Annotated in this window: 28 protein-coding genes and 2 pseudogenes; 1 reads left to right on the forward strand and 29 read right to left on the reverse strand. The window is 41.2% G+C overall.

Features of this window, described 5'->3' with window-relative positions; translation table 11 throughout:
- Positions 1-511: 511 nt before the first annotated feature.
- From PSTEL_RS21255 to PSTEL_RS21380, 29 genes and pseudogenes are all read right to left on the reverse strand, one after another.
- Entirely contained in the window at positions 512-802 is a 291-nt protein-coding gene (locus PSTEL_RS21255) for a VOC family protein (protein ID WP_038698435.1), read from the reverse strand.
- Positions 799-1,818: a MerR family transcriptional regulator gene (locus PSTEL_RS21260; protein WP_038698437.1), complete on the reverse strand. Its 1,020-nt coding sequence runs from the start codon at positions 1,816-1,818 to the stop codon at positions 799-801. Before PSTEL_RS21260 ends, PSTEL_RS21255 begins: the two co-directional genes overlap by 4 nt.
- A 709-nt stretch (positions 1,819-2,527) precedes the next feature.
- A pseudogene (locus tag PSTEL_RS27745) lies at positions 2,528-2,608 on the reverse strand (DinB family protein); the annotation flags it as partial.
- Positions 2,609-2,817: 209 nt separating this feature from the next.
- Complete coding sequence (gene tnpB, locus PSTEL_RS21270) at positions 2,818-3,906, reverse strand: IS200/IS605 family element RNA-guided endonuclease TnpB (protein WP_038698441.1); 1,089 nt, start codon at positions 3,904-3,906, stop codon at positions 2,818-2,820.
- 115 nt (positions 3,907-4,021) lie between these two features.
- Complete coding sequence (locus PSTEL_RS21275; RefSeq protein ID WP_084065245.1) at positions 4,022-4,480, reverse strand: DinB family protein; 459 nt, start codon at positions 4,478-4,480, stop codon at positions 4,022-4,024.
- Positions 4,481-4,498: 18 nt separating this feature from the next.
- Positions 4,499-4,696 carry a hypothetical protein gene (locus tag PSTEL_RS21280; RefSeq protein ID WP_156995931.1) on the reverse strand — a complete coding sequence of 66 codons (198 nt, stop codon included), beginning with the start codon at positions 4,694-4,696 and terminating at the stop codon, positions 4,499-4,501.
- A 229-nt stretch (positions 4,697-4,925) separates the two neighbouring features.
- Positions 4,926-5,237: a hypothetical protein gene (locus tag PSTEL_RS27750; protein ID WP_169744615.1), complete on the reverse strand. Its 312-nt coding sequence runs from the start codon at positions 5,235-5,237 to the stop codon at positions 4,926-4,928.
- Positions 5,238-5,413: 176 nt separating this feature from the next.
- Positions 5,414-5,833 carry a GNAT family N-acetyltransferase gene (locus PSTEL_RS21290; RefSeq protein WP_052098792.1) on the reverse strand — a complete coding sequence of 140 codons (420 nt, stop codon included), beginning with the start codon at positions 5,831-5,833 and terminating at the stop codon, positions 5,414-5,416.
- Positions 5,834-5,958: 125 nt separating this feature from the next.
- Positions 5,959-6,327 (reverse strand): hypothetical protein, encoded by a 369-nt coding sequence (locus PSTEL_RS21295; RefSeq protein ID WP_038698445.1) that lies wholly within the window; start codon positions 6,325-6,327, stop codon positions 5,959-5,961.
- Entirely contained in the window at positions 6,327-6,734 is a 408-nt protein-coding gene (locus tag PSTEL_RS21300; RefSeq protein WP_038698447.1) for a hypothetical protein, read from the reverse strand. The genes PSTEL_RS21295 and PSTEL_RS21300 overlap by 1 nt, the downstream gene beginning before the upstream one ends.
- Before the next feature lie 85 nt (positions 6,735-6,819).
- A complete protein-coding gene (locus PSTEL_RS21305; protein ID WP_052098794.1) occupies positions 6,820-7,956 on the reverse strand; it encodes an IS4 family transposase in 1,137 nt (378 codons plus the stop codon).
- A 64-nt stretch (positions 7,957-8,020) separates the two neighbouring features.
- Positions 8,021-8,437 (reverse strand): macro domain-containing protein, encoded by a 417-nt coding sequence (locus PSTEL_RS21310; RefSeq protein WP_038698449.1) that lies wholly within the window; start codon positions 8,435-8,437, stop codon positions 8,021-8,023.
- An 84-nt stretch (positions 8,438-8,521) separates the two neighbouring features.
- Positions 8,522-8,827, reverse strand: coding sequence for a hypothetical protein (locus PSTEL_RS21315; RefSeq protein ID WP_156995933.1), 306 nt, complete (start codon positions 8,825-8,827; stop codon positions 8,522-8,524).
- A 62-nt stretch (positions 8,828-8,889) separates the two neighbouring features.
- Complete coding sequence (locus PSTEL_RS21320) at positions 8,890-9,612, reverse strand: class I SAM-dependent methyltransferase (RefSeq protein WP_038698451.1); 723 nt, start codon at positions 9,610-9,612, stop codon at positions 8,890-8,892.
- A gap of 110 nt (positions 9,613-9,722) precedes the next feature.
- The gene (locus tag PSTEL_RS21325; protein WP_038698453.1) at positions 9,723-10,424 is read right to left on the reverse strand and encodes a hypothetical protein; all 702 of its coding nucleotides are present in this window, start codon (positions 10,422-10,424) and stop codon (positions 9,723-9,725) included.
- 142 nt (positions 10,425-10,566) lie between these two features.
- Complete coding sequence (locus tag PSTEL_RS21330) at positions 10,567-10,902, reverse strand: GNAT family N-acetyltransferase (RefSeq protein ID WP_038698455.1); 336 nt, start codon at positions 10,900-10,902, stop codon at positions 10,567-10,569.
- Positions 10,903-11,073: 171 nt separating this feature from the next.
- A complete protein-coding gene (locus tag PSTEL_RS21335) occupies positions 11,074-11,592 on the reverse strand; it encodes a GNAT family N-acetyltransferase (RefSeq protein ID WP_038698457.1) in 519 nt (172 codons plus the stop codon).
- A 22-nt stretch (positions 11,593-11,614) separates the two neighbouring features.
- Complete coding sequence (locus PSTEL_RS21340; protein ID WP_038698459.1) at positions 11,615-11,980, reverse strand: DUF4180 domain-containing protein; 366 nt, start codon at positions 11,978-11,980, stop codon at positions 11,615-11,617.
- A 155-nt stretch (positions 11,981-12,135) separates the two neighbouring features.
- Complete coding sequence (locus PSTEL_RS28765) at positions 12,136-12,264, reverse strand: hypothetical protein (protein WP_281176731.1); 129 nt, start codon at positions 12,262-12,264, stop codon at positions 12,136-12,138.
- Positions 12,265-12,366: 102 nt separating this feature from the next.
- Entirely contained in the window at positions 12,367-13,002 is a 636-nt protein-coding gene (locus PSTEL_RS21345) for a dienelactone hydrolase family protein (protein WP_245625002.1), read from the reverse strand.
- Positions 13,003-13,070: 68 nt separating this feature from the next.
- Entirely contained in the window at positions 13,071-13,604 is a 534-nt protein-coding gene (locus PSTEL_RS26470) for a DUF4253 domain-containing protein (protein WP_169744616.1), read from the reverse strand.
- 92 nt (positions 13,605-13,696) lie between these two features.
- Entirely contained in the window at positions 13,697-14,242 is a 546-nt protein-coding gene (locus PSTEL_RS21355) for a GNAT family N-acetyltransferase (protein WP_038698464.1), read from the reverse strand.
- A 42-nt stretch (positions 14,243-14,284) separates the two neighbouring features.
- Complete coding sequence (locus tag PSTEL_RS21360; protein WP_038698466.1) at positions 14,285-14,650, reverse strand: hypothetical protein; 366 nt, start codon at positions 14,648-14,650, stop codon at positions 14,285-14,287.
- 103 nt (positions 14,651-14,753) lie between these two features.
- Positions 14,754-15,011: pseudogene (locus PSTEL_RS29010) on the reverse strand (DUF6979 family protein); the annotation flags it as partial.
- Positions 15,012-15,026: 15 nt separating this feature from the next.
- Complete coding sequence (locus PSTEL_RS28770; RefSeq protein WP_281176732.1) at positions 15,027-15,152, reverse strand: hypothetical protein; 126 nt, start codon at positions 15,150-15,152, stop codon at positions 15,027-15,029.
- A gap of 58 nt (positions 15,153-15,210) precedes the next feature.
- Positions 15,211-15,792, reverse strand: a complete 582-nt coding sequence (locus tag PSTEL_RS21365) for a hypothetical protein (RefSeq protein ID WP_038698468.1) — start codon at positions 15,790-15,792, stop codon at positions 15,211-15,213.
- Positions 15,793-15,853: 61 nt separating this feature from the next.
- The gene (locus tag PSTEL_RS21370) at positions 15,854-16,411 is read right to left on the reverse strand and encodes a DUF4240 domain-containing protein (RefSeq protein WP_038698470.1); all 558 of its coding nucleotides are present in this window, start codon (positions 16,409-16,411) and stop codon (positions 15,854-15,856) included.
- Entirely contained in the window at positions 16,408-16,725 is a 318-nt protein-coding gene (locus tag PSTEL_RS21375) for an HAD family hydrolase (RefSeq protein WP_084065247.1), read from the reverse strand. The genes PSTEL_RS21370 and PSTEL_RS21375 overlap by 4 nt, the downstream gene beginning before the upstream one ends.
- A complete protein-coding gene (locus PSTEL_RS21380) occupies positions 16,704-17,099 on the reverse strand; it encodes a hypothetical protein (protein ID WP_038698474.1) in 396 nt (131 codons plus the stop codon). Before PSTEL_RS21380 ends, PSTEL_RS21375 begins: the two co-directional genes overlap by 22 nt.
- Positions 17,100-17,311: 212 nt before the next feature.
- Between PSTEL_RS21380 and PSTEL_RS21385 the strand changes: the two genes are divergently transcribed.
- Positions 17,312-18,052 (forward strand): hypothetical protein, encoded by a 741-nt coding sequence (locus tag PSTEL_RS21385; RefSeq protein WP_038698476.1) that lies wholly within the window; start codon positions 17,312-17,314, stop codon positions 18,050-18,052.

An 18,052-nucleotide genomic window follows, 5' to 3' on the forward strand; every position in this document is an offset into this window, starting at 1 on the left:
CGGTCTGTTCATGCTGAATAATGAGCATCTATTCAAATTTCATAACCGAGACGGACTCACCCTCCTCCTCTCACACCTAATTTCAGTTACGAAACAAGAACCAAACAAAATTAATAACAAAATAGTTATATAAAAATATGATAAGCGCTTTCAAAAAGCAGATTAACCGAAACCATCCAACAATAACCGCCAATCTTCGAAAATTTCTGACAAATAAATCCTTTGCTTCTATATTGATTATATATTGTTATTCATAAAATCAATATGTTTGGCTAACAAATAATTATTTTTTCCTATTAATCCTGATAAATGGACCCAGCGGACTAATTACAGACAAAAAAGGCCAACTGCCTCCCCATCCTTCGTAGGAGGTAATTATGCCTTTTCCAAAAAGTACAATTTATTTAGAGTGTTCTGCTGCCAGTCAGGTTGCTCGCATCACTCTATCAATCGCAATATTGTGGAAGTAAATCAACAAAAAAACTGACCGTATTGCCATCGGGATCATTCATCAAAAAGGATCGTACCCCCACGGTTTATCGCTCGGTGGAGAAATCGCTTGCAAACCGAGGTTAACCAGTCTGCGATATTCATCATCCACATTCTCGACCGCATAAATGAGTGCCGCGTTACTCGTTGACGGCGCCTCCACATCGTTCAGCTTATGAATAATGAGCTGCGCCGCATAAAAACGATAATCCACGCCCCCGTCCACCTCAGGCTCCTGTTCGAATAACTTCTTGTAGAACTCCACGAGTTCTGTGATATTATGCGTTAGAATGCAAGCTCCATGAAGCTTCATACTGACCTCCTCCTGATTGGCTGTACTTTTATCGGAAACAGCAGGTCAAGCTGCATCGTATGGATGTCAAAATCCGCTTTCTGAACGTTATTGATGTAATTCAACTGCTCCTCCAGCGCCCAATCCATCCCCTCAACATGCGGAGTACAGCGTATCGAGCCCCAGTCATTGGCATATTGTTCATGATCCACAACCCAATTATGTAACAAGCCCCAATGATCGAAGCTGCCAAAAGTAATGGCATGTGCGGCGTACAGCCCACCATGAAATTGGATTTTTTGGAGTGGAGCAGGCACCTCCATATGTTCCGGAATAGACACCCACATTTCATATCCGGTAGATGACGCGCCATAGTCTGCATGTTGAATCGGATTATTGAAGCCAAAATGCCTGATATCAGGCTTGATCCTCAGCAACCCGCTTTCTTGAACGAATTGATTCAATACTCTGCCTGCATGCTCTTCGCAATCTTCACCGATATAATGGCTTGACGCGACCGTCATCGGCGGAAGATAAATGATTCTCACATCCAGCGGCTTGGTTAAGCCTTCGCTGGCCTTGTTCAGTTCTTCCATTGACTTGTCCACCTTTATCACTTTTTTGGTCAAAGACAAGGAGTTAACCAGCAGAAGCACGGATTCGTCAGCGAACAAATCGGGTCTTATTCGGAGATTTGTTTTTTCCTGCAAAATATCAATGAACCGACTTATTATGGATCTGATCGTTGATAAAGATGTGATTTCATCGTTTAATTCATCGATATTCTGTTTAAAGACTTCAATCGCCGTAGCAACGTCTTGATTGTTCAGAACATTACAGATTTGCTTAACTGGAATACGCAGTTTCCGTAGGATAATAATTTGCTGCAATCGTTGAAGAGCGGTCTCATCATACACACGGTATGAATAGTCCTCCTTCCTGAGACTTTTGATCAGTCCGATTTGTTCGTAATATCGCAGCATCCTTGGTGAAATCCCCAGATCTTTGGATACTGCGGTTATCGTCTGCAACTCCACGCCTGCTTCCTCCTCTCCCCACGAAGTATAAAGTGCGACACGGTGTCAAAGTCAACCCGTCTTGATCGAGCTGCGGAAAGAACGCCTTCGTTCAATCTTTAAGGCAAATTAGTTCAAAAAATCTTCAAATCATTCGAAATTTAAAAGGTTCTTTAGGAAAAATAAAACCCTTACAATGGAAAGTGAAAATGTTCCAAATTGCTAAAATAATCAGGAGGGGGACCTATTTTATGCTTAATAAGTGGATCAATAATCCAAAGCAGTAAAAGGAAAAACAGGGTGTCATTGAAATATGTGCTGGTGAAAGCACGAATTTTTTATAAGTGCAGCCTCGGATTTCAAAGCCAGCAATGCTCCAATATATGTTGCCGAAGCAGGCGCTGAGTTCACATTCACATGTGAGGTTACTCCATTTTTATCGAATGTGTATGACTGGAGCAATTATGCTGTACATTAACGATCAGAACTGGGTTAAATTCGCCTATGAAGACACAGATTTGGGATATCCTGCAGTAGTAAGTGTAGTCATACATGAAGTTAGTGATGATTGTAATGGTGAGGCTGTTCAAGCATCGATCAGTGAAAATGATACCGTATATGTCGGAATTACAGCCCAAAGTCCAAGCGGGAAAGAGTGCAAGGTACAATTCAGTCACATCGAATACTGCAATGAATCGGTTAAGAACTTTAGGAAGGGCATATAACTTATCTACTCGCGAATCCGCTTGCTGATCCATCTGATTTGACCTCTATGATTGATTTCATCCTCAAACACATGAAACCACTTGAACGCTCCCCCACTTAGCTAACACTTGAAGTGGGGGATTCTTGGGTAATCCCTTCTACTGAGAGGAATTCATATCGATATTTTCTCACGAAAAATCGTATACCAAGCGATCCCTGCGGTTCCCGCAGTTTTCTAAAGGAACATCTGTACGGGTCATTCCCACCGTTGTATGATGCCTTAGCCAAATATCTAAGGAACGGTGGTCTTGACGTTTAAACACCAAGGCGTTTGATGTTATGTGCGGCATTTTCATCTCGATCATGATGGGTATGGCACGATGGACATGTCCATTGTCGCACAGACAATTTCTTTACTTCGGGATGGATCGTGCCGCATACATGACACCTTTGGCTCGTTGGAGCGAATGTATCCGCTACCTTCACCGTTCGTCCATACCATTTCGCTTTATACGCAAGCTGACGGGCAAATTCACCCCACGACGCATCGGCGATGGATTTGGCCAGCCGGTGATTTTTGAGCATGTTCGCCACTCTCAGATTTTCGATGCTGATCGTTTGATTTTCACGAATCAGCTTCGTGGTGAGTTGATGCAAAAAATCATGACGACTGTTGACAATCTTTTCATGGATTTGGGCAACCTTCTGTTTGGCTTTCTGCCAATTGGAGCCCCCTTGGTTACGGCGAGCCATGCGGCGTTGCCAAAATGCAAGTTTTTGTTCATATTTGCGAAACACTTTGGGATTGGCAACCCGCCCCCCATCCGAGCAGACCGCTAATTCCTTGAGTCCAAGGTCAATGCCGATCTCCTTATCGGTCTGTGGCAGAGGGTTCATTTCCACTTCGCAGAGGATGGATACAAAATACTTGCCTGCCGCATTTCGCCGCAGGGTAGCCGAAAGAATGCGACCTTCGCACGCTCTGGAGTTGGCAAAGCGAAGCCAGCTAAGCTTCGGAAGCTTCAGTCGGTTTCCATTGATCGCAATGTTGTCATTAGTGTATTTCGTGGTGTAGCTTTGAACAGGATGCTTGCGGCTTTTGAAGCGTGGAGCCTGATTTTGTTTCTTGAAGAAACGTTCAAAGCTGTCTGCCACGTTTCGCACCGCCGATTGCAGGGCAATGCTATCTACTGATTTTAGCCATTCAAATTGCTGTTTGAGTGCAGGAAGCTGCGTGGCACAGGCGTTATAGGACAACCCTTTACCGGTTGCCGCATAGGTTTCGCTCCATTTGACTAAGAAATGATTGAAGACAAAGCGGCAACAGCCAAATATTTGATGGATGAGTTGACGTTGTTCCGGGTTAGGATAGATGCGATATTTGTATGCTTTATGTACCAACATGCCACGAGGCCTCCTTTCGCGTAGGATATTCCTATTATAGCACATATGTTCGCTTTTGGGGCGCAAAACCGCCGATTCATCTCCTCTCTATTGAGGAAAGAGTCTTCTCGGCTTTTTAGATAAAGTAAAAGTTTGCCTGCCGATTGTTCCAGAAGTCCCTCTCTTCATATAGCCATTCATCACTTTTGGTTCTAAATAATTCAAAGGTCCGTTCACGCACTTCGCTCATTACGGATAAATAATAATTTATATTATGGCCTTTAATATGTGCCCTGCCTTCTTCCCCCAAGCTTAACGCAGGCCCCCACCGAGCCAGTTCCTCTTCATTGAGTTCCCTCTCTTCAAATGTACCAACTTGATACGCATATTCTACAGCTGCCATATGTAAAAGCAATGCACCTATCGAATTACTGTTGCTGTCATAAATGAAATCAAGCTGTTCCTGCGTCAAATCGTTAACGGATTCAAGTGTGGTCGCTCTGGCAAAATTCATCATGGATATTAAGTGTCCGATTTGCGGTGAATAACCAGGTATTTCAGTAATCAGGTAGAGCCTGTCGAGATTAAAAGTCATGGGTAATCCTCCTCTGTCTCACATACTCTTGTCTTGACCAATCCGCTTCCAGACGATCTCTTCTCCCTCTGTGACAACCTCCGCCACTAGCAGGGTGCAGTAGAAGTCACAATCATCCGGACACATCAGAATCGGAAGAATTTCTCCATTCCGGGATGACAAGTACCGGGTTCTTGCGACACTTTTTTCCTCGTCGGTGTTAAGCCACTCTGTCATTACAGGAATTAAGCCTAGAAACAAAAGATCTGGGTATAGTTGATGCAGCTGCATATCTAACGGAACATCATCTACCAAAATGTTGTAGTGCTCGATTTTCACGTATTCACTTCTGCGGTTTGCCACCTTGATGAGATTGATGTGTCTTCACCTCTTTGATCTGACTCCCGCAATTCCACTGCCCTTGTCCAGCTGCCCGGTGTTCATACCGGGATCGGTTGTCCATTCCTTAGCCATCGATATGACATCCTCCATCGGGAACAGAAATCTCGTCAGTGGATGTGGATTCATCAAACCCTGAATTCTGTTTCTGTTCTTCAGCGTACACTTCCCTCTGATCGAGTATAATACTGCCGGTTTCGCCCAAATACCCAAATCCTCTGCTAATGTTCCCGTCCTTGGCTTTGGCCCAGGCATAATAATCGACAATCCGATGACTTCCAAAATAACAAGCTTCTCCGAACGTCTCGCTTAAGTACGTTATCGCCTTCAAAGGAGAAGAAAGAGGGTCAGATGTTAATTCAGCTTCCAAATCAGGCATTAATGAGTTAATCACCAGAGTCCATCCGTTAACCGGAGGAGCTACGAAATAATACCCCTCTTCAGCTCCGGCAAATCCGGTTTTCCAATTCGCCCTTTTCTGATCTGTAAGATGTAAATTAGTATGATTCCCTGCAGCCAATACTTCATAGCCAGCGTCCCCCTGTTTCCTCGCCTTTACAGCTCTTTTACAAAAAAGACTTCTCCGATCCCTTCCTCATTGATCCCATTAATAATCCCTGTTTCTTTAAACCCTTTCGTTCGATGCCACCGCTGAGGTTCCTCCTCATTGACTTGAGAAGAGCTGTATAGTTTCGTGAGTCCCCGCTGCTTGAGGTGAGTTTGCAAATATTGAATAAGCGCTGTCCCGATCCCTTGTCCTCTATATTCTTCTTTGACGAGGATCAGCCCTATATAAGGGACTTTGGTCCATAAGTACTCCAGACGAAGATATCCTGCTGCTTGATCATTATGTTCGGCTATCAATATTTCTCTATGATTCAATTTGAAGTCTATGTATTCCGGATCAATATGCCGATCTATGCTTTGAAGCCAAGCTTTGTCTGCTTCGGTTCCAAAACGAATATTTACATCCACTGAAAATACCTCCCGGCTATTTCTCTACTCCGTAATGAATTTGACCAGGATGACGAATATGTATAAATCCCCTAACCCACCCTCAACCGTTTATAGCCTTCAATTACGCCTCCTTGATTAACAAATTACTCAAACTCTCCGTCAGCCCACATATGAAAGCCCATGCACAGACCATCGCCCTCAGGCGCTAGTTCAATCTCTTCTAAACGCTGTCCCGTTTGTATATTGTACACTCTACCCATTAGAGCAAATTCAACACTATGATCATGGTCAAGTTCCGCGGTCTCCATTACACCATCGAATAACATCATAAAACCATATATCGTATCCAGAATCGCTTTTTCCGCTGCTTCTTTGCTTTCATTGGAGGCGTTCGCATCGATTCGATCTGAAGCATATTGCTTGATTTGATCAAATACGGTCTTACCGAATAAATGCCCTAACTTGATCCATCTCTCTGACTCATCATTTGGCCATTCACTATTGGTATCCATTATCCGACTCCCTGGCTGATTAATATTTTGGGGATTCTATAAATATAGAATTTTTTCCGCGAGGACAAATAATTAAACACAGCTAAACCATCCGGCGCACCATCACATGAATACTCGTCTTTCGCATAGTACGCTTTGTAGATTTTATGTTTGGAAATAATCATATTATTATTACTAAAATCAATCTCAGGCAGCTTCAATTGAAACTCTTCCAAATAGTATTGCCTTTGGTCTTCCGATGTTATTTCCATCCAAGTATACTCCGGTTTAAATATACCAGTTCTTGGGGTTGTACCCATATAGCTGAGCGCCAGATTTTCCAAAAAGAGATATCTCAGCGCAATAGCAATCGCTATGCTATCCAAGACTATTAGAGTCCATACTCTAAGCTTTGCACGCTTTGTCATGCAGACCTCCTCTACTACAGCCTGCATACCGTAATCTCGATGGGCAAATCTTCAAATTCTTGTGCAAGGACACGCCTGTTGATTATCAAGTTTCTGGAATTTTAAGACACGACAAATAGACATACCTATCCAAAATCTTAGCGATTGCGATGAGCCACTCCACTTGCCATTGGTTGGTCTGCATACATTCCTTAAAACGAATCAGGGGAATGGATTTGCACGCAATAATATGAGATTTGGAACGAACATAGAGCCACTTCAAGACCACATAGGTCATGAGAGCAGCGAACAACTGATTAAATACGGCATTCTTGGTGGTTCCAAAGAGAATGGGTACATTTAAGTTTTGCTTGATCCACCGAAAGAACACTTCGATGCCCCATCTGGCCTTGTACATGTCAGCGATTTGTTCCGCAGACCGATGCTTAAGATTGGTAGCGACTCTTATTTCATGACCATAATCATCCGTGAAAATGACCACGCGATGTCGAAGCTTCGATTGACATTGCGGCGTCCCCAAATAACAAGTGACGTCCTTGACGACATTTGAGGTTGCTTTCCTTTCTCGTTTTAAGGAACGAGATTGCACTAAGGTCACATTCTCTTTGATCCGAGTGACGAAAAATTGTTGTTCTCGCACATACTGATCAAAGCGCTTGATTTTTCCGTACGCGCGATCATTGACCAGAATGTAGTCTTTGTGGGCAAGCCGTTCTCCAATAGGTCCGTCGTGAGCAGAGCCGATGGTTTCAATCACCTGAACCGGCTGCTCCGTGCTTGCCGCAAATGCCACATGCAGTTTAATTCCTGCGCGTTCTCCATGAAATAAGGCCCAGGGCAGTCTGGTTTTTCCTACCGTGAGGGTCGTAGAGTCCACCAGCAACAGGTTCTTGGGAATACCCAGATGACGTTTCGTGGCCCGATTACATTTTGAGAGAAGTCGATGAAATAATTGCTTGAACAGCTCATACGGCACTTCACTGGCTTTAGAAGAGAAGGTAGAGTAACAAACGGGCATCAAGCCGCATGTCACCGCTTTTCCTACGCCCGAGCGGTAGCTATCCCACTGGCCTAAGGCCGAGTGCATAAAGAAAAGGAGCAGTTGGCTTGCTGTAAACTTGGTCGCTGTGTCCTTATACTTCAATTCTTGCAGAATTTCATGTACATCTTCTTCCGTCAATAACGTTTGAACTAAGGTGGTGAACGTGGTAGACTTTTTCATGAGGTCGCCTCTTTCGAATCGAGTTCTGTGGTGGAATCGATTTTACCGAAAGAGCGGCCTTTTTTCAATTTTGGTATTCCTTATTTTGGGTAATCAACAGGCGTGGTGCAAGGATTTCTTTGACTCGTCCCCATTGCAATTTATCCAGCCCACAGCCGATTTCAGGCATAGCCATCTTCTGAATGGACTCTTGTTCGCAGAGTTCTTTCATCGATCTGAGTGCCATCGTTAATGTTTCGTATGTGGGCTTGTGCCAATACTTGCTCTTCGTTATCAAGTTGAACACCCGATCTACCCTGTAGCACTTTCCAACCTCAAGTTCATGGTTTGCTGCTCTGTCCTGAAGCGAAGTCAGTTTAAATCTTTTTCGAAATTGCACGGCAATACCTGCTCCCATTTTGGCATCGGCTGATATGCAATGTGCTAAGTAGTATTCCTGCGGCATTGTAAAAAGATCTTTCTTGATTTCTGTAATCTCCATTGTATTCACTCCAAGTATTTAATCATCTCTTGTTCATCCGCTCTAAGAGTTTTGATCTGATCGCTTGAGAGGGGTTATTGGTGGTCACATCAAGACGTTCGGGTCATCCCCGATCGGCAATCCGTTCAAATACGGAAATTCAATAAACTCCTTCAGAATCGGTTCCATATTCTCAATTAGCTCCAACTCGAATTGAAAGGGCAAGCGTTCATGGACTCTGAAAATGAGATTGAACCTTAATTGACTAGCCATCCAATCAAACCACAAATAGAAGATCATGCCCTGTTGGTTGTTGGATTCCATAATTTGGCGCTGTCGATTCTCTATTAGTTTATCAAAAAATAGCAAAAAATCCTCTACCCGTATTACTGGGGCCAGAACCTGTTCCAAAGAGATCCTCCACATATTATTGCTAATCTCCTCCGAGAGGTCGTTCTTAGATGAATTTTTATTCATGAATTACTCCTGATGCCATCTGCCTTCCGAGCCACAAATGTTACCCAATTGCATCTAAATTCGATTTGTTTTCCATGCTTCTGTTCGGTTATTTTTTGAGGAATGTCTCTTTCCATTAAAATTTCCCACCCGCTATAAAGCTCTTCAAGCATTAAATAGGCCTTGTGGGTCTCCAAATTGAGTTCGATTAATCCCTCTGTTAGTTCTCCTGTTGCCAGGTCATAATCTTGAATATCCGTACTCATCAAAATCGTGTTAATTCCACCGTTCTTTGTTCCTTTGATCATCTGGGTAACAACCCCTTCAAAAGCTCCAACTGAGGAGACATGTTCCAGGCAAGAGCAGGCAATGATGTAGTTATAATAGTCAGGTTCGATAGGGTAAAACTCCGCATCTGATGCTTCTGCAAGCAGACAGTCTTCAACCTCATATGCCTTCGCATTCTCTTCCAGCAACTCAATAGCCTTCGGAATTAAGTCTATACAGGTCACAGTGCCTTCGTATTCCTTGATCCTTTGAGCAATAGGAATGCTGTTCCGCCCCACTCCGCATCCAAGATCGAGAACCCGAATACCGCTTACATCCAGGGCTTCGAGCATTTCCATCACAATCTTTACAGGTTTGGATAACCATGTGCCTGGTTCAAACAACGTATTGCTGGCATAAAAGTCCTCATGATACTTAATTTCCTCAGCTCTTGCTTGGGCAAATTTGTCCATGTTCACTCTTCTCTTTCAAGTTATGATCATCTTCTGTTTCGGGTCCTTCTATAAATTCAATTTCGCTAAATGCTCATGCCTACATGATCTCCACATGGAAATCGATTTGATTAATGTTCAACTACAAACAGGTTCTTTCTAAGAACTCCGATATCTATATCCTTGGGATTCATATTTTTATCATTCAAGGATCTAATATAGGTTCGTGTTTCTTCATTTTCTCCATATTTATAAATAAAAGTGATTTCTTTAAGCGGAAATTCACCCACGAAATGCTGTCCTGCATTCTCACATTTTGTCAAAAATTCAATATCCGATAACGCGCTCTTCTCTGCCCATTCTATAATGATCGAATGAATATAACCGTTTGAAGAATCATTATGAACATATTGAATATTTTGAGCACCATATTTTTCAAAGTAGTCCTCTTCATCGAAATAGTAGTTCATTCCATATACTGTAGCGTTAGGAATGATTTCTTGTACATTTTGAGCAAATTGCCTCTCAGCATCCGCACTCATAGCCGAAAGCAAAAAGTCATCATCTCTTGACCCGCTATACATATTTAAGCTAACAGTGAATTTAAGTTTCATTCCATTGCTTGTTGTATAAACAGGAACAGTATACCAACCATCAACTATATTATTGATAATAGTCTGGCTGGGCCAACCGATTTTCAAATTCATTTCTTGATACTTATGATCTATGTAATATCCGGCTTGCAGTCGGGCAATCAAATAGAAAATCAAGTGAACAAATATGATCACCGCTATAACTAGGGAAAACAGAAACATCGTTAATCTACTTTTCATAAATCCCCCTGTCACTACATAACCCCATTCCTCTTTCGTTCAGGACTCCAATTCCGGTCATCCGCCCAGTAAAAAAGCCCATCCTTGTAACAAAGTGTGCTTTCATAGATTATCGAGTCATAACCCCATCTGCAGCTCATTCTCAAACAATCCGATATTCATAAAACAAAATTTCAATCCCATCAGGCATGACCCGCTGTCTCACGAACTCAAATCCATTTGCCTCGTAAAATCTTCTTAAATACCCCCGGTCGCCATAGAACTCAATTCTGATAAACTTCTTGTTTCTCTCTTTAGCCAGGGCCTTAATCCGATCCATAACCATTGATGATACCCCGGTGCCGCGATATCCTTCTGCAATGCCGAATTTCTTCAGAAAAAAAGTGTCCTCCCCCTCGATCTCCGGCCACCAAAAACGATTTTCATCCTTAAGCATGAACGCACCGATCGGATCACTGCCGTTTTTGCAAATGTACAATTCAGCTCCCGGGTTAGCCTTAAGAAAGCTTCACGCTCTAACCCTTCCAGGCTCCACATGTCGTTTCCATTGGAAACAAGCCAGTTCGCAATGCTTCTTAAAATTTCCAAAAAATAATCCAATTCCGTATCATGGATCGGGGCAATTTCCACTTTCATTTATAGCTTCCTTTCAACTTGATTTTCTGTCTTTTCGAAAAAGATAGGTACGTATATTACGATTTCGGGAGTTGTTGAACTCCGTCTCCAATTTCATTCCGATGAGCTCCGCTACTCTTCTAGAAGAGATATGATCAACGGGCATATTAATGCAGATCGATTCGAGTTGAAGCTCATCAAATGCATAATGCATGCAGGCCTGTGCCGCTTCCGTTCCATACCCCTGCTTCCAATAGTGTTGGTCTATAATATAGCCCAAATCATTTTCAAGCTTGCTATTGATTTCGGATTTCGTGATCCCGCAGTCGCCAATGACCGTATTCCGTTCCTTTAGAACGACTAACCAACGGCCAAAGCCGTTTTCCTGATAGCTTCGCATATTTCTCTCAATCCAATGGGTTACCTGCTCTTTATCAAACGGCTTCGGCCAAAAGCTCATGGTCACGGAATCGGACAATATGCCGTAGATTACATCGAAATCTTCTAACGTATACGGTCTGATGAGTAACCGATCGGTTTCCAGTACTTTCATGATTGTTCTCCTTTATAACCTCTCAAACCTTGCTCAACTTCTCAACAGCCTGTTCCTCATCATTTACGAAGAAGATATCCTTGCCATTGTTGCTCTCATATATAAAATCCTTCAGGCTCTTGCTTGAATAGCCCGAGAAATCCCCGTAAATCGCCAGCTTGGTTTCATAATTAATGAACTTTTGAAGGATCTCCCCGGCAAGTCGTGTCTTCAGATCAAAGAAATCTTCGCTGATTGCCGACTTTTTCACCACAATTCGACTAGTTCCTGCTTCATATCTTACCGTTGCCATCAGATCCAAAGCGGATTGGACATCCGTAATCAATAAATCGTCACTGCTGACAGCTGCTATATCTATTCCGTTTCTATTAATTGTAGTTATATTCATGTTAGCCTCCATTTGAGTAGATTTAGGATTTCTGCATTGTGAAGGGAGTGGCTTAATTCTTCAGTTCATTCCCAACACTTCCAATTGCCCCTATTGCCGATGGTCCTCTACCCGGTTTAATACTCTTCATCGTTGGTCTCCTTATTGACTTAAATCTATTCACGAACCTTCACTGGCTTAAGATACACACAACACAAAATAGAATCGGAAGTGGTGATACCTTCGTCTTTCAAATCGATTTGAATCATAAAATCAAGATCTGTTTTTACTGCTTTTCTAATCATCTCTGCACCACCACTTTCTTAAGGAAATGGATGTGTCGCCTGAATCCGCTTCATCAAAACGATCGGACCGAGGGCCGAATGACCCGATGTATGAATACGGTGTTATCGGATGCCTGTGCCTTCTTCGATTTGCCTAAGAAAATCTATGCTATACTTTATACATTTCGTATATTCTTCTAAATTATAGGTTTTGTAAAAAGGATTCATAAAACCATGTTCCGCTTCAACAATTTCTACAGTAGTTTTCTTTTTACTCTTTAAGTGCCTTTTTAAATCTAATACATTAAAAGACTTCTCATACCTAGGAAAGTATAACAAAGTTGGACATCTTGGCTCTATCTCTATATAATTTCTAATTCTCGATCCATAATATCCAATTATTCCGTCAACCCCATATTCGCTACTCAGCCATGCAATTGTTGCCCCTACACTAAACCCAATAATGAATATCTGATCATATTTCTCTCTATTAAAGTTAATAATTTGTATTACTTTATCTAATGATTTATCAAATCCCACTTCGTTCATAAAATAGTGATATGCTTTATCTTCTTGATCGTAAGAATATGATTCCTTCTGTAATAAATTTGGACTAAGTACATCAAAACCTTCTTTGATTATTACGTCACTGAAAAAGTTAATATGATCATTTATTCCATATATTTCATGAAGAATAATCACTAACGCTTTACTTGAATTATTCATTGAAATTCCATCTTTCTTAAATAATCTTTGCACTGGTTTCCGATAACGTTTCAGTAGAACCCGAGAACATTTAAGGAAGCAATATTATAGAATATCACTGATTAATCCCACCAAAAAGATACTCCATTTGTTAATTTGATCTCTTCGATAAGCCCTTCAATGCTTCCACTTCCCGAGTCAACAGTGTCCGGGCAGAAGTCATATATTTCATTAGCAAATAAATCAAGATTCTTTGGTAATTGATTCAATTCTATGCTTACTGAACTGTCATCAGCATATACAATATTAAAATCGTACTTGCTACGCCAATCCTTAAAAAATTCAATAACATCTTCATTTGCTATATCATAATTAGGTCCTTCTGTTCCCATAATCTCAATGATTTTGGTTTGATCTTTACCTTTAATGATCCCTACAGATTGTGATGATTCCATAAATACAAAATAGTCTTTTCCTTTTAGCTCGTTCCTAATTAGATCTAATATTTCTACTCCTTTGTCAGTTGGTGATGCAATACCGTTTGCCTTATAAGTTTTTTGTTCCTCATTGTAGCCTGTAAGCTGAACAATCTCATTGCTTGTAGCTTGCTTTAGAATCTGGAGTATCTCGGGATCATAGCCTAGCTTCGCTGCCAATAATTCCTCTTCCGATGTTAATCCTGTATGTATGGAATTAGTACTGCTACATGCCGTAACAAAGATTATTAGCGTAATCAGAAAATGTTTTATCATATTCCCCTCTGGATCGTTTTTAGCTTCGAAAAAATCAAAGCATCTACAAATCTCTGTTTTTCATAAAAATATTCCCTTAATAATCCTTCTTCATGAAAACCCGCTCTTTCTAAAACTCTTTTTGAGCCAATGTTGTCCCGATGAATTAATGCTTCTATGCGATTTAATTCAAGCACTTCAAATCCGTATCTTGTGACTGCATTCAAAACTTCACTCATATAGCCTTGACGCCAATTTCCGGGTGATAATTCATATCCGATCTCAGCCTTGAAATGCTTTTTCTCCCATCTATGAAGTCCACATGTTCCAATGACCCGATCCTCAGTTCTAAGCGTTATCCCCCATCTGATCGCAAGTGAATTATTGAACCTGTCTTTCCAGTTCATTATTAATTTTTCCGCTTGCTTAATATCTGTAAAGCTATCTACATCATAAAATTCGGTTACTTCATCCTTCGAAAAACACTCAAATAAATCAGCCGCATCCTCAAGCCGCAGCGGTCTAAAAATTAATCTTTCGGTTTCTAGAATTGGAAAATCCATTGGTTGATCCTCGCTTTAGGTTATTTATTGTTTTGGCGGCATCTACTGGTTATATTTCTTCAGATCTTCTGTTGATAACGCCTGTGCTACTGCTAACAAAATCTGCTGGGTCTTGCTCAGTCTTAGCTGATATTCTTGGATGCTTATTGTCTGAATTATCGGTTCTATTTGCATATCGTGCCGGTCTAGTTCGATGATCGCTATACACTTATTGTTTATCAGAATTGTGTAGATGTCCTCTCCCTGCTCTGGTATCCAATATAGAATATAGGCTGTCTTAAAATCTTCATAGGTGTCTTGTAGCAATTGCAATAATCTCTTATACGATGGATCAGCAAATAAAGAGTTATGAAATTTTAGAAGTTGCTCTTTAAATTGTTGTTCAGTTAATGTTCCTCTGAGCTTCATGATATGTGCTCCCTAGGGTTAATTCTTGAAGCCAATGCCATCCATGTCTTTCTTCTATCTCATTGATTACTAATAACGATTCAGCATTCAACATTGGATCTGATTACTCTATTAAATTGTTTTCCCATAATACTTTTACTATATCAACTTGATAGTTTGACTTGATCTTCTTGCCTTCTGTAACGATTGACCACAATATCTTGCTGTCTTCATTCACCAAACCAGGCTCTTTCCTAAATAAATCTGCTGTGGTAATTGCATATTTCTTGTTTAGCGAATTCTCTTTCGTATTGTATCTTCCTTGAGGTATACCTTTTATGTATCCTTCCTCACATAATCCTAAAAATGCTGTTCGCGGGCACCCCTTCTTCTGCCCTCAACTACCTTCCCCGAACAACTCTCCAGTTGCAAAAAACCAAGCTTCAACCGGGCTTATATATTTCTTGTCTTTTATAAATTGAACTGCATTAATAGCTGCTTGTCTGTACTTTATTTTTGACATGTTAATCTCCTTCTCAGTACGGTTTCGTATAACATCCCGCTTCACGAACCCAAGACTTTTATTTAGCTTTATCAAGCTCTGCCCCATTGCCTTTATATAAATAGATGTACTCACCGTATTCACTATCTTCGGAGGAGAAATATTTATCAATTAAATAAAGAGTCTGTCTCTTCAATAATATTGCTTCCTCCAGTAATGAAGCGCTAACAGCGCCTGTTCCGAACAAACGATCCTCTCCTGGCTCCACCGAGGTATCTGACCAATCGATCCATTCAAGCTCTGACGCTTGTGCAGCAAACTCCTCATACCTGCTTTTATATGCTCTTATCGTATTCTTGTCACCTTCAAAATCATAATGTTTCATTAATTCAGCTACAACATTATCCCATTCTGCTTTCCATGCATCTAAATATGCACCCGTTACATAGTTCATCTCATAAGTGGAAGAAACGATTTCAAAATCCTTTTTAAATGCCTGATCAATCGGATTCTCTGCTGACTCTACTCCCGCATCACTCGCAAAAGCTGGGCTTGATTCATAATTGCCCCTACCAATCCTGTTATCAGTTTCAGTGCAGCTTGAAATTAAGGAAGTAGAAAGAATCAAACATATCAAGGTAAATCTTCTGGCACTAAACATTAAAGATATCTACCTTCTTTCAAAAAGATTAACCGTGAGAAGCTCCCTCCTTCTGCGTGCACTACGTCAGCGGGTCTTCTCCAAATCGATCCCATAGCAATGGATACCTCTCTTCAAGGTCTTCTTCCTTCCAGTCAAGTTCCATATCTATTGGTTCATATGTATGGCCTTGTGCCTCTAATTCCTTAGAAAATTCGGTGTCACTCTCATCGTTGTACTCAAACGATCCGGTTCTTTGATAGGTATACGCACTTGAAGCTACGTATAACATTTCTTCCATTTGAGGTGCAAATTCATCTTCTTCTAAATAGTCCTCAGAGAGATATTCCGCCAGAAATTCGGGATTCCGCAATACCGCATTGAATACTTCTTCGCCTCGGGAGATCAACCAGCCCCTGAAATAATCAAATCCATCATCCGAGCATCCTCCCATGAGCACATAAGCGGCTCCCCATAATGAAGATGTATAGGATTGCTCCATTTTATGCTTGAACTCCGCTTCGAAGTGAATGATCTCTTCACTAGTCCTCATTGTTAATTCTTTAGTTAGCCATTCAGCCTGTTCTGCACCGTACTGTTTGGAATCATTTATTAGCTCCCAGAATAGATTTGATGTCATTGAAATGAGCCTCCCTCTTTATACAATTCTTCTATTTCATCGAGTTTAGTCATCGTTAAATCTTGTCCCCACTGTACATCTTGTAGGGTTCGATTTATTAATATCCCTTTCATTCCGGATCGCTTTGCTCCCCTAATATCTTTGCTCTCATTCCCCACATAGCACATACGCTCCGGACTGCAGCCCAATTGACTAGCCAGCTGAATAAATCCCTCGCTCCGCGGCTTCCTATACCCAACCTCTACTGAAGTAATTACAATGTCGATATACTGCTTAAACTCCTCAATATCCTTCAACACCAATTCTCTGGACATACCGTAAGGAACGTCGGTAAGAATTCCAATTTTGATGTCTCGTGAATAGGTATTGTATCCTCGAAGACCCGTGTCTCTTGCTGAAAAAAACTAAAGAATTTTCGTATCGTTCGCTTAACATCCTTATCGATTCCCCATACTTGATGGATTTCTTGGAAAATATCAACATCCTTAACTTCATAATCTCTAGGATTCGATCTCGTATTATATTTGTTTAGTATTTTGGTTCCTTCGCTAATCAATGCTTCATTCTTTCCCAGTTCCATATCATCCAGAATCCCGGTAAGCGCATCTCCATATAGATTTGTCCAGCTTAGCGGAATGTTGTGATAATGAATTAACGTATCTCCTAAATCGAAGCCGATTGCTTCCATGTGTAATCGCCCCCAGTCTACTGTGTTGAAGCGATGTTATTAGCAGTTTGCGCTCTTGTTCATCTTACATTTTTTCCTTTATAATCAAAATCCAGTTGATAGTCATTCAATAAAGCGATACGAAAACACAGCGATTCCAATATATAGTATAGTGTAAGCGATGTTTGAGTTTTAGGCGTATCAAGAAAGTAATAATATCGTGAGGTCTACAGATGAAATCAAGAGATATCATTTATATGATTTATAACGAAATTGAACAGTCGGTAACATCATCGGGGATTGAATTCAGGGAATTCATCAATTGTCTTCCGGTTGAACCTAAGCATATCCTGCTCCTTGCATCTGGATACCTTGGTGGGGATTATCATCCTGAACTACGATTGGATTATGTAAGAAATGAACATCTGAATGACCTTTACAAAGAAAATGTGTACTCATATGGCGACTTTTGCTGGGTGGATTTTGATGAAATAGGCAGTCTGGATCAGCTCGAGCCACATGAAAAGGCAGAACTGTTGTATTTAGGTCATTACAAGCAGCCGCTTGGAAATCCTTTTTTCGAAAAACTGGATAATAGGTTCGTCTATTTGGCACATGATGACGGTTGGTTCAATAGAGTTTTCTTCAAGGACATCAATCAATCCATCAATATGCTACGGCATCTGATCCCACACAAATTGACAGCTTATCGCAGGCATGTACCGCCATTAAGTATGGACACCGGAGAACAACTAATGCTACTCGCTAGAGATGGAATATTAATCGAACTATCCCGGATCATCAAAGCTCGAAACAGCGTGGAAATCCCTTTTACGATAATCGGCCAAAATATGGACTTCGATGATGTGTATAACAACATGGAGAGACATAAGACTAAGGCTAAGGCGGAGTATTGGCTTGTACACTGTAAAAATGAGTGGGTGATCCGTATGCAAAAATGTGGCAAGGAGTGA

Source organism: Paenibacillus stellifer (assembly GCF_000758685.1).
In the GTDB taxonomy this organism is placed as follows: domain Bacteria; phylum Bacillota; class Bacilli; order Paenibacillales; family Paenibacillaceae; genus Paenibacillus_AQ; species Paenibacillus_AQ stellifer.

Coding starts and splice junctions, on each gene's coding strand:
- PSTEL_RS21255 (WP_038698435.1), bottom strand. CDS start 802: ATGAAGCTTCATGGAGCTTGCATTCTAACGCATAATATCACAGAACTC.
- tnpB (WP_038698441.1), bottom strand. CDS start 3,906: ATGTTGGTACATAAAGCATACAAATATCGCATCTATCCTAACCCGGAA.
- PSTEL_RS21275 (WP_084065245.1), bottom strand. CDS start 4,480: ATGACTTTTAATCTCGACAGGCTCTACCTGATTACTGAAATACCTGGT.
- PSTEL_RS21280 (WP_156995931.1), bottom strand. CDS start 4,696: ATGACAGAGTGGCTTAACACCGACGAGGAAAAAAGTGTCGCAAGAACC.
- PSTEL_RS27750 (WP_169744615.1), bottom strand. CDS start 5,237: ATGCCTGATTTGGAAGCTGAATTAACATCTGACCCTCTTTCTTCTCCT.
- PSTEL_RS21295 (WP_038698445.1), bottom strand. CDS start 6,327: ATGGATACCAATAGTGAATGGCCAAATGATGAGTCAGAGAGATGGATC.
- PSTEL_RS21300 (WP_038698447.1), bottom strand. CDS start 6,734: ATGACAAAGCGTGCAAAGCTTAGAGTATGGACTCTAATAGTCTTGGAT.
- PSTEL_RS21305 (WP_052098794.1), bottom strand. CDS start 7,956: ATGAAAAAGTCTACCACGTTCACCACCTTAGTTCAAACGTTATTGACG.
- PSTEL_RS21310 (WP_038698449.1), bottom strand. CDS start 8,437: ATGGAGATTACAGAAATCAAGAAAGATCTTTTTACAATGCCGCAGGAA.
- PSTEL_RS21320 (WP_038698451.1), bottom strand. CDS start 9,612: ATGGACAAATTTGCCCAAGCAAGAGCTGAGGAAATTAAGTATCATGAG.
- PSTEL_RS21325 (WP_038698453.1), bottom strand. CDS start 10,424: ATGAAAAGTAGATTAACGATGTTTCTGTTTTCCCTAGTTATAGCGGTG.
- PSTEL_RS21335 (WP_038698457.1), bottom strand. CDS start 11,592: ATGAAAGTACTGGAAACCGATCGGTTACTCATCAGACCGTATACGTTA.
- PSTEL_RS21340 (WP_038698459.1), bottom strand. CDS start 11,980: ATGAATATAACTACAATTAATAGAAACGGAATAGATATAGCAGCTGTC.
- PSTEL_RS28765 (WP_281176731.1), bottom strand. CDS start 12,264: ATGATTAGAAAAGCAGTAAAAACAGATCTTGATTTTATGATTCAAATC.
- PSTEL_RS21355 (WP_038698464.1), bottom strand. CDS start 14,242: ATGGATTTTCCAATTCTAGAAACCGAAAGATTAATTTTTAGACCGCTG.
- PSTEL_RS21360 (WP_038698466.1), bottom strand. CDS start 14,650: ATGAAGCTCAGAGGAACATTAACTGAACAACAATTTAAAGAGCAACTT.
- PSTEL_RS28770 (WP_281176732.1), bottom strand. CDS start 15,152: ATGTCAAAAATAAAGTACAGACAAGCAGCTATTAATGCAGTTCAATTT.
- PSTEL_RS21365 (WP_038698468.1), bottom strand. CDS start 15,792: ATGTTTAGTGCCAGAAGATTTACCTTGATATGTTTGATTCTTTCTACT.
- PSTEL_RS21370 (WP_038698470.1), bottom strand. CDS start 16,411: ATGACATCAAATCTATTCTGGGAGCTAATAAATGATTCCAAACAGTAC.
- PSTEL_RS21375 (WP_084065247.1), bottom strand. CDS start 16,725: ATGTCCAGAGAATTGGTGTTGAAGGATATTGAGGAGTTTAAGCAGTAT.
- PSTEL_RS21380 (WP_038698474.1), bottom strand. CDS start 17,099: ATGGAAGCAATCGGCTTCGATTTAGGAGATACGTTAATTCATTATCAC.
- PSTEL_RS21385 (WP_038698476.1), top strand. CDS start 17,312: ATGAAATCAAGAGATATCATTTATATGATTTATAACGAAATTGAACAG.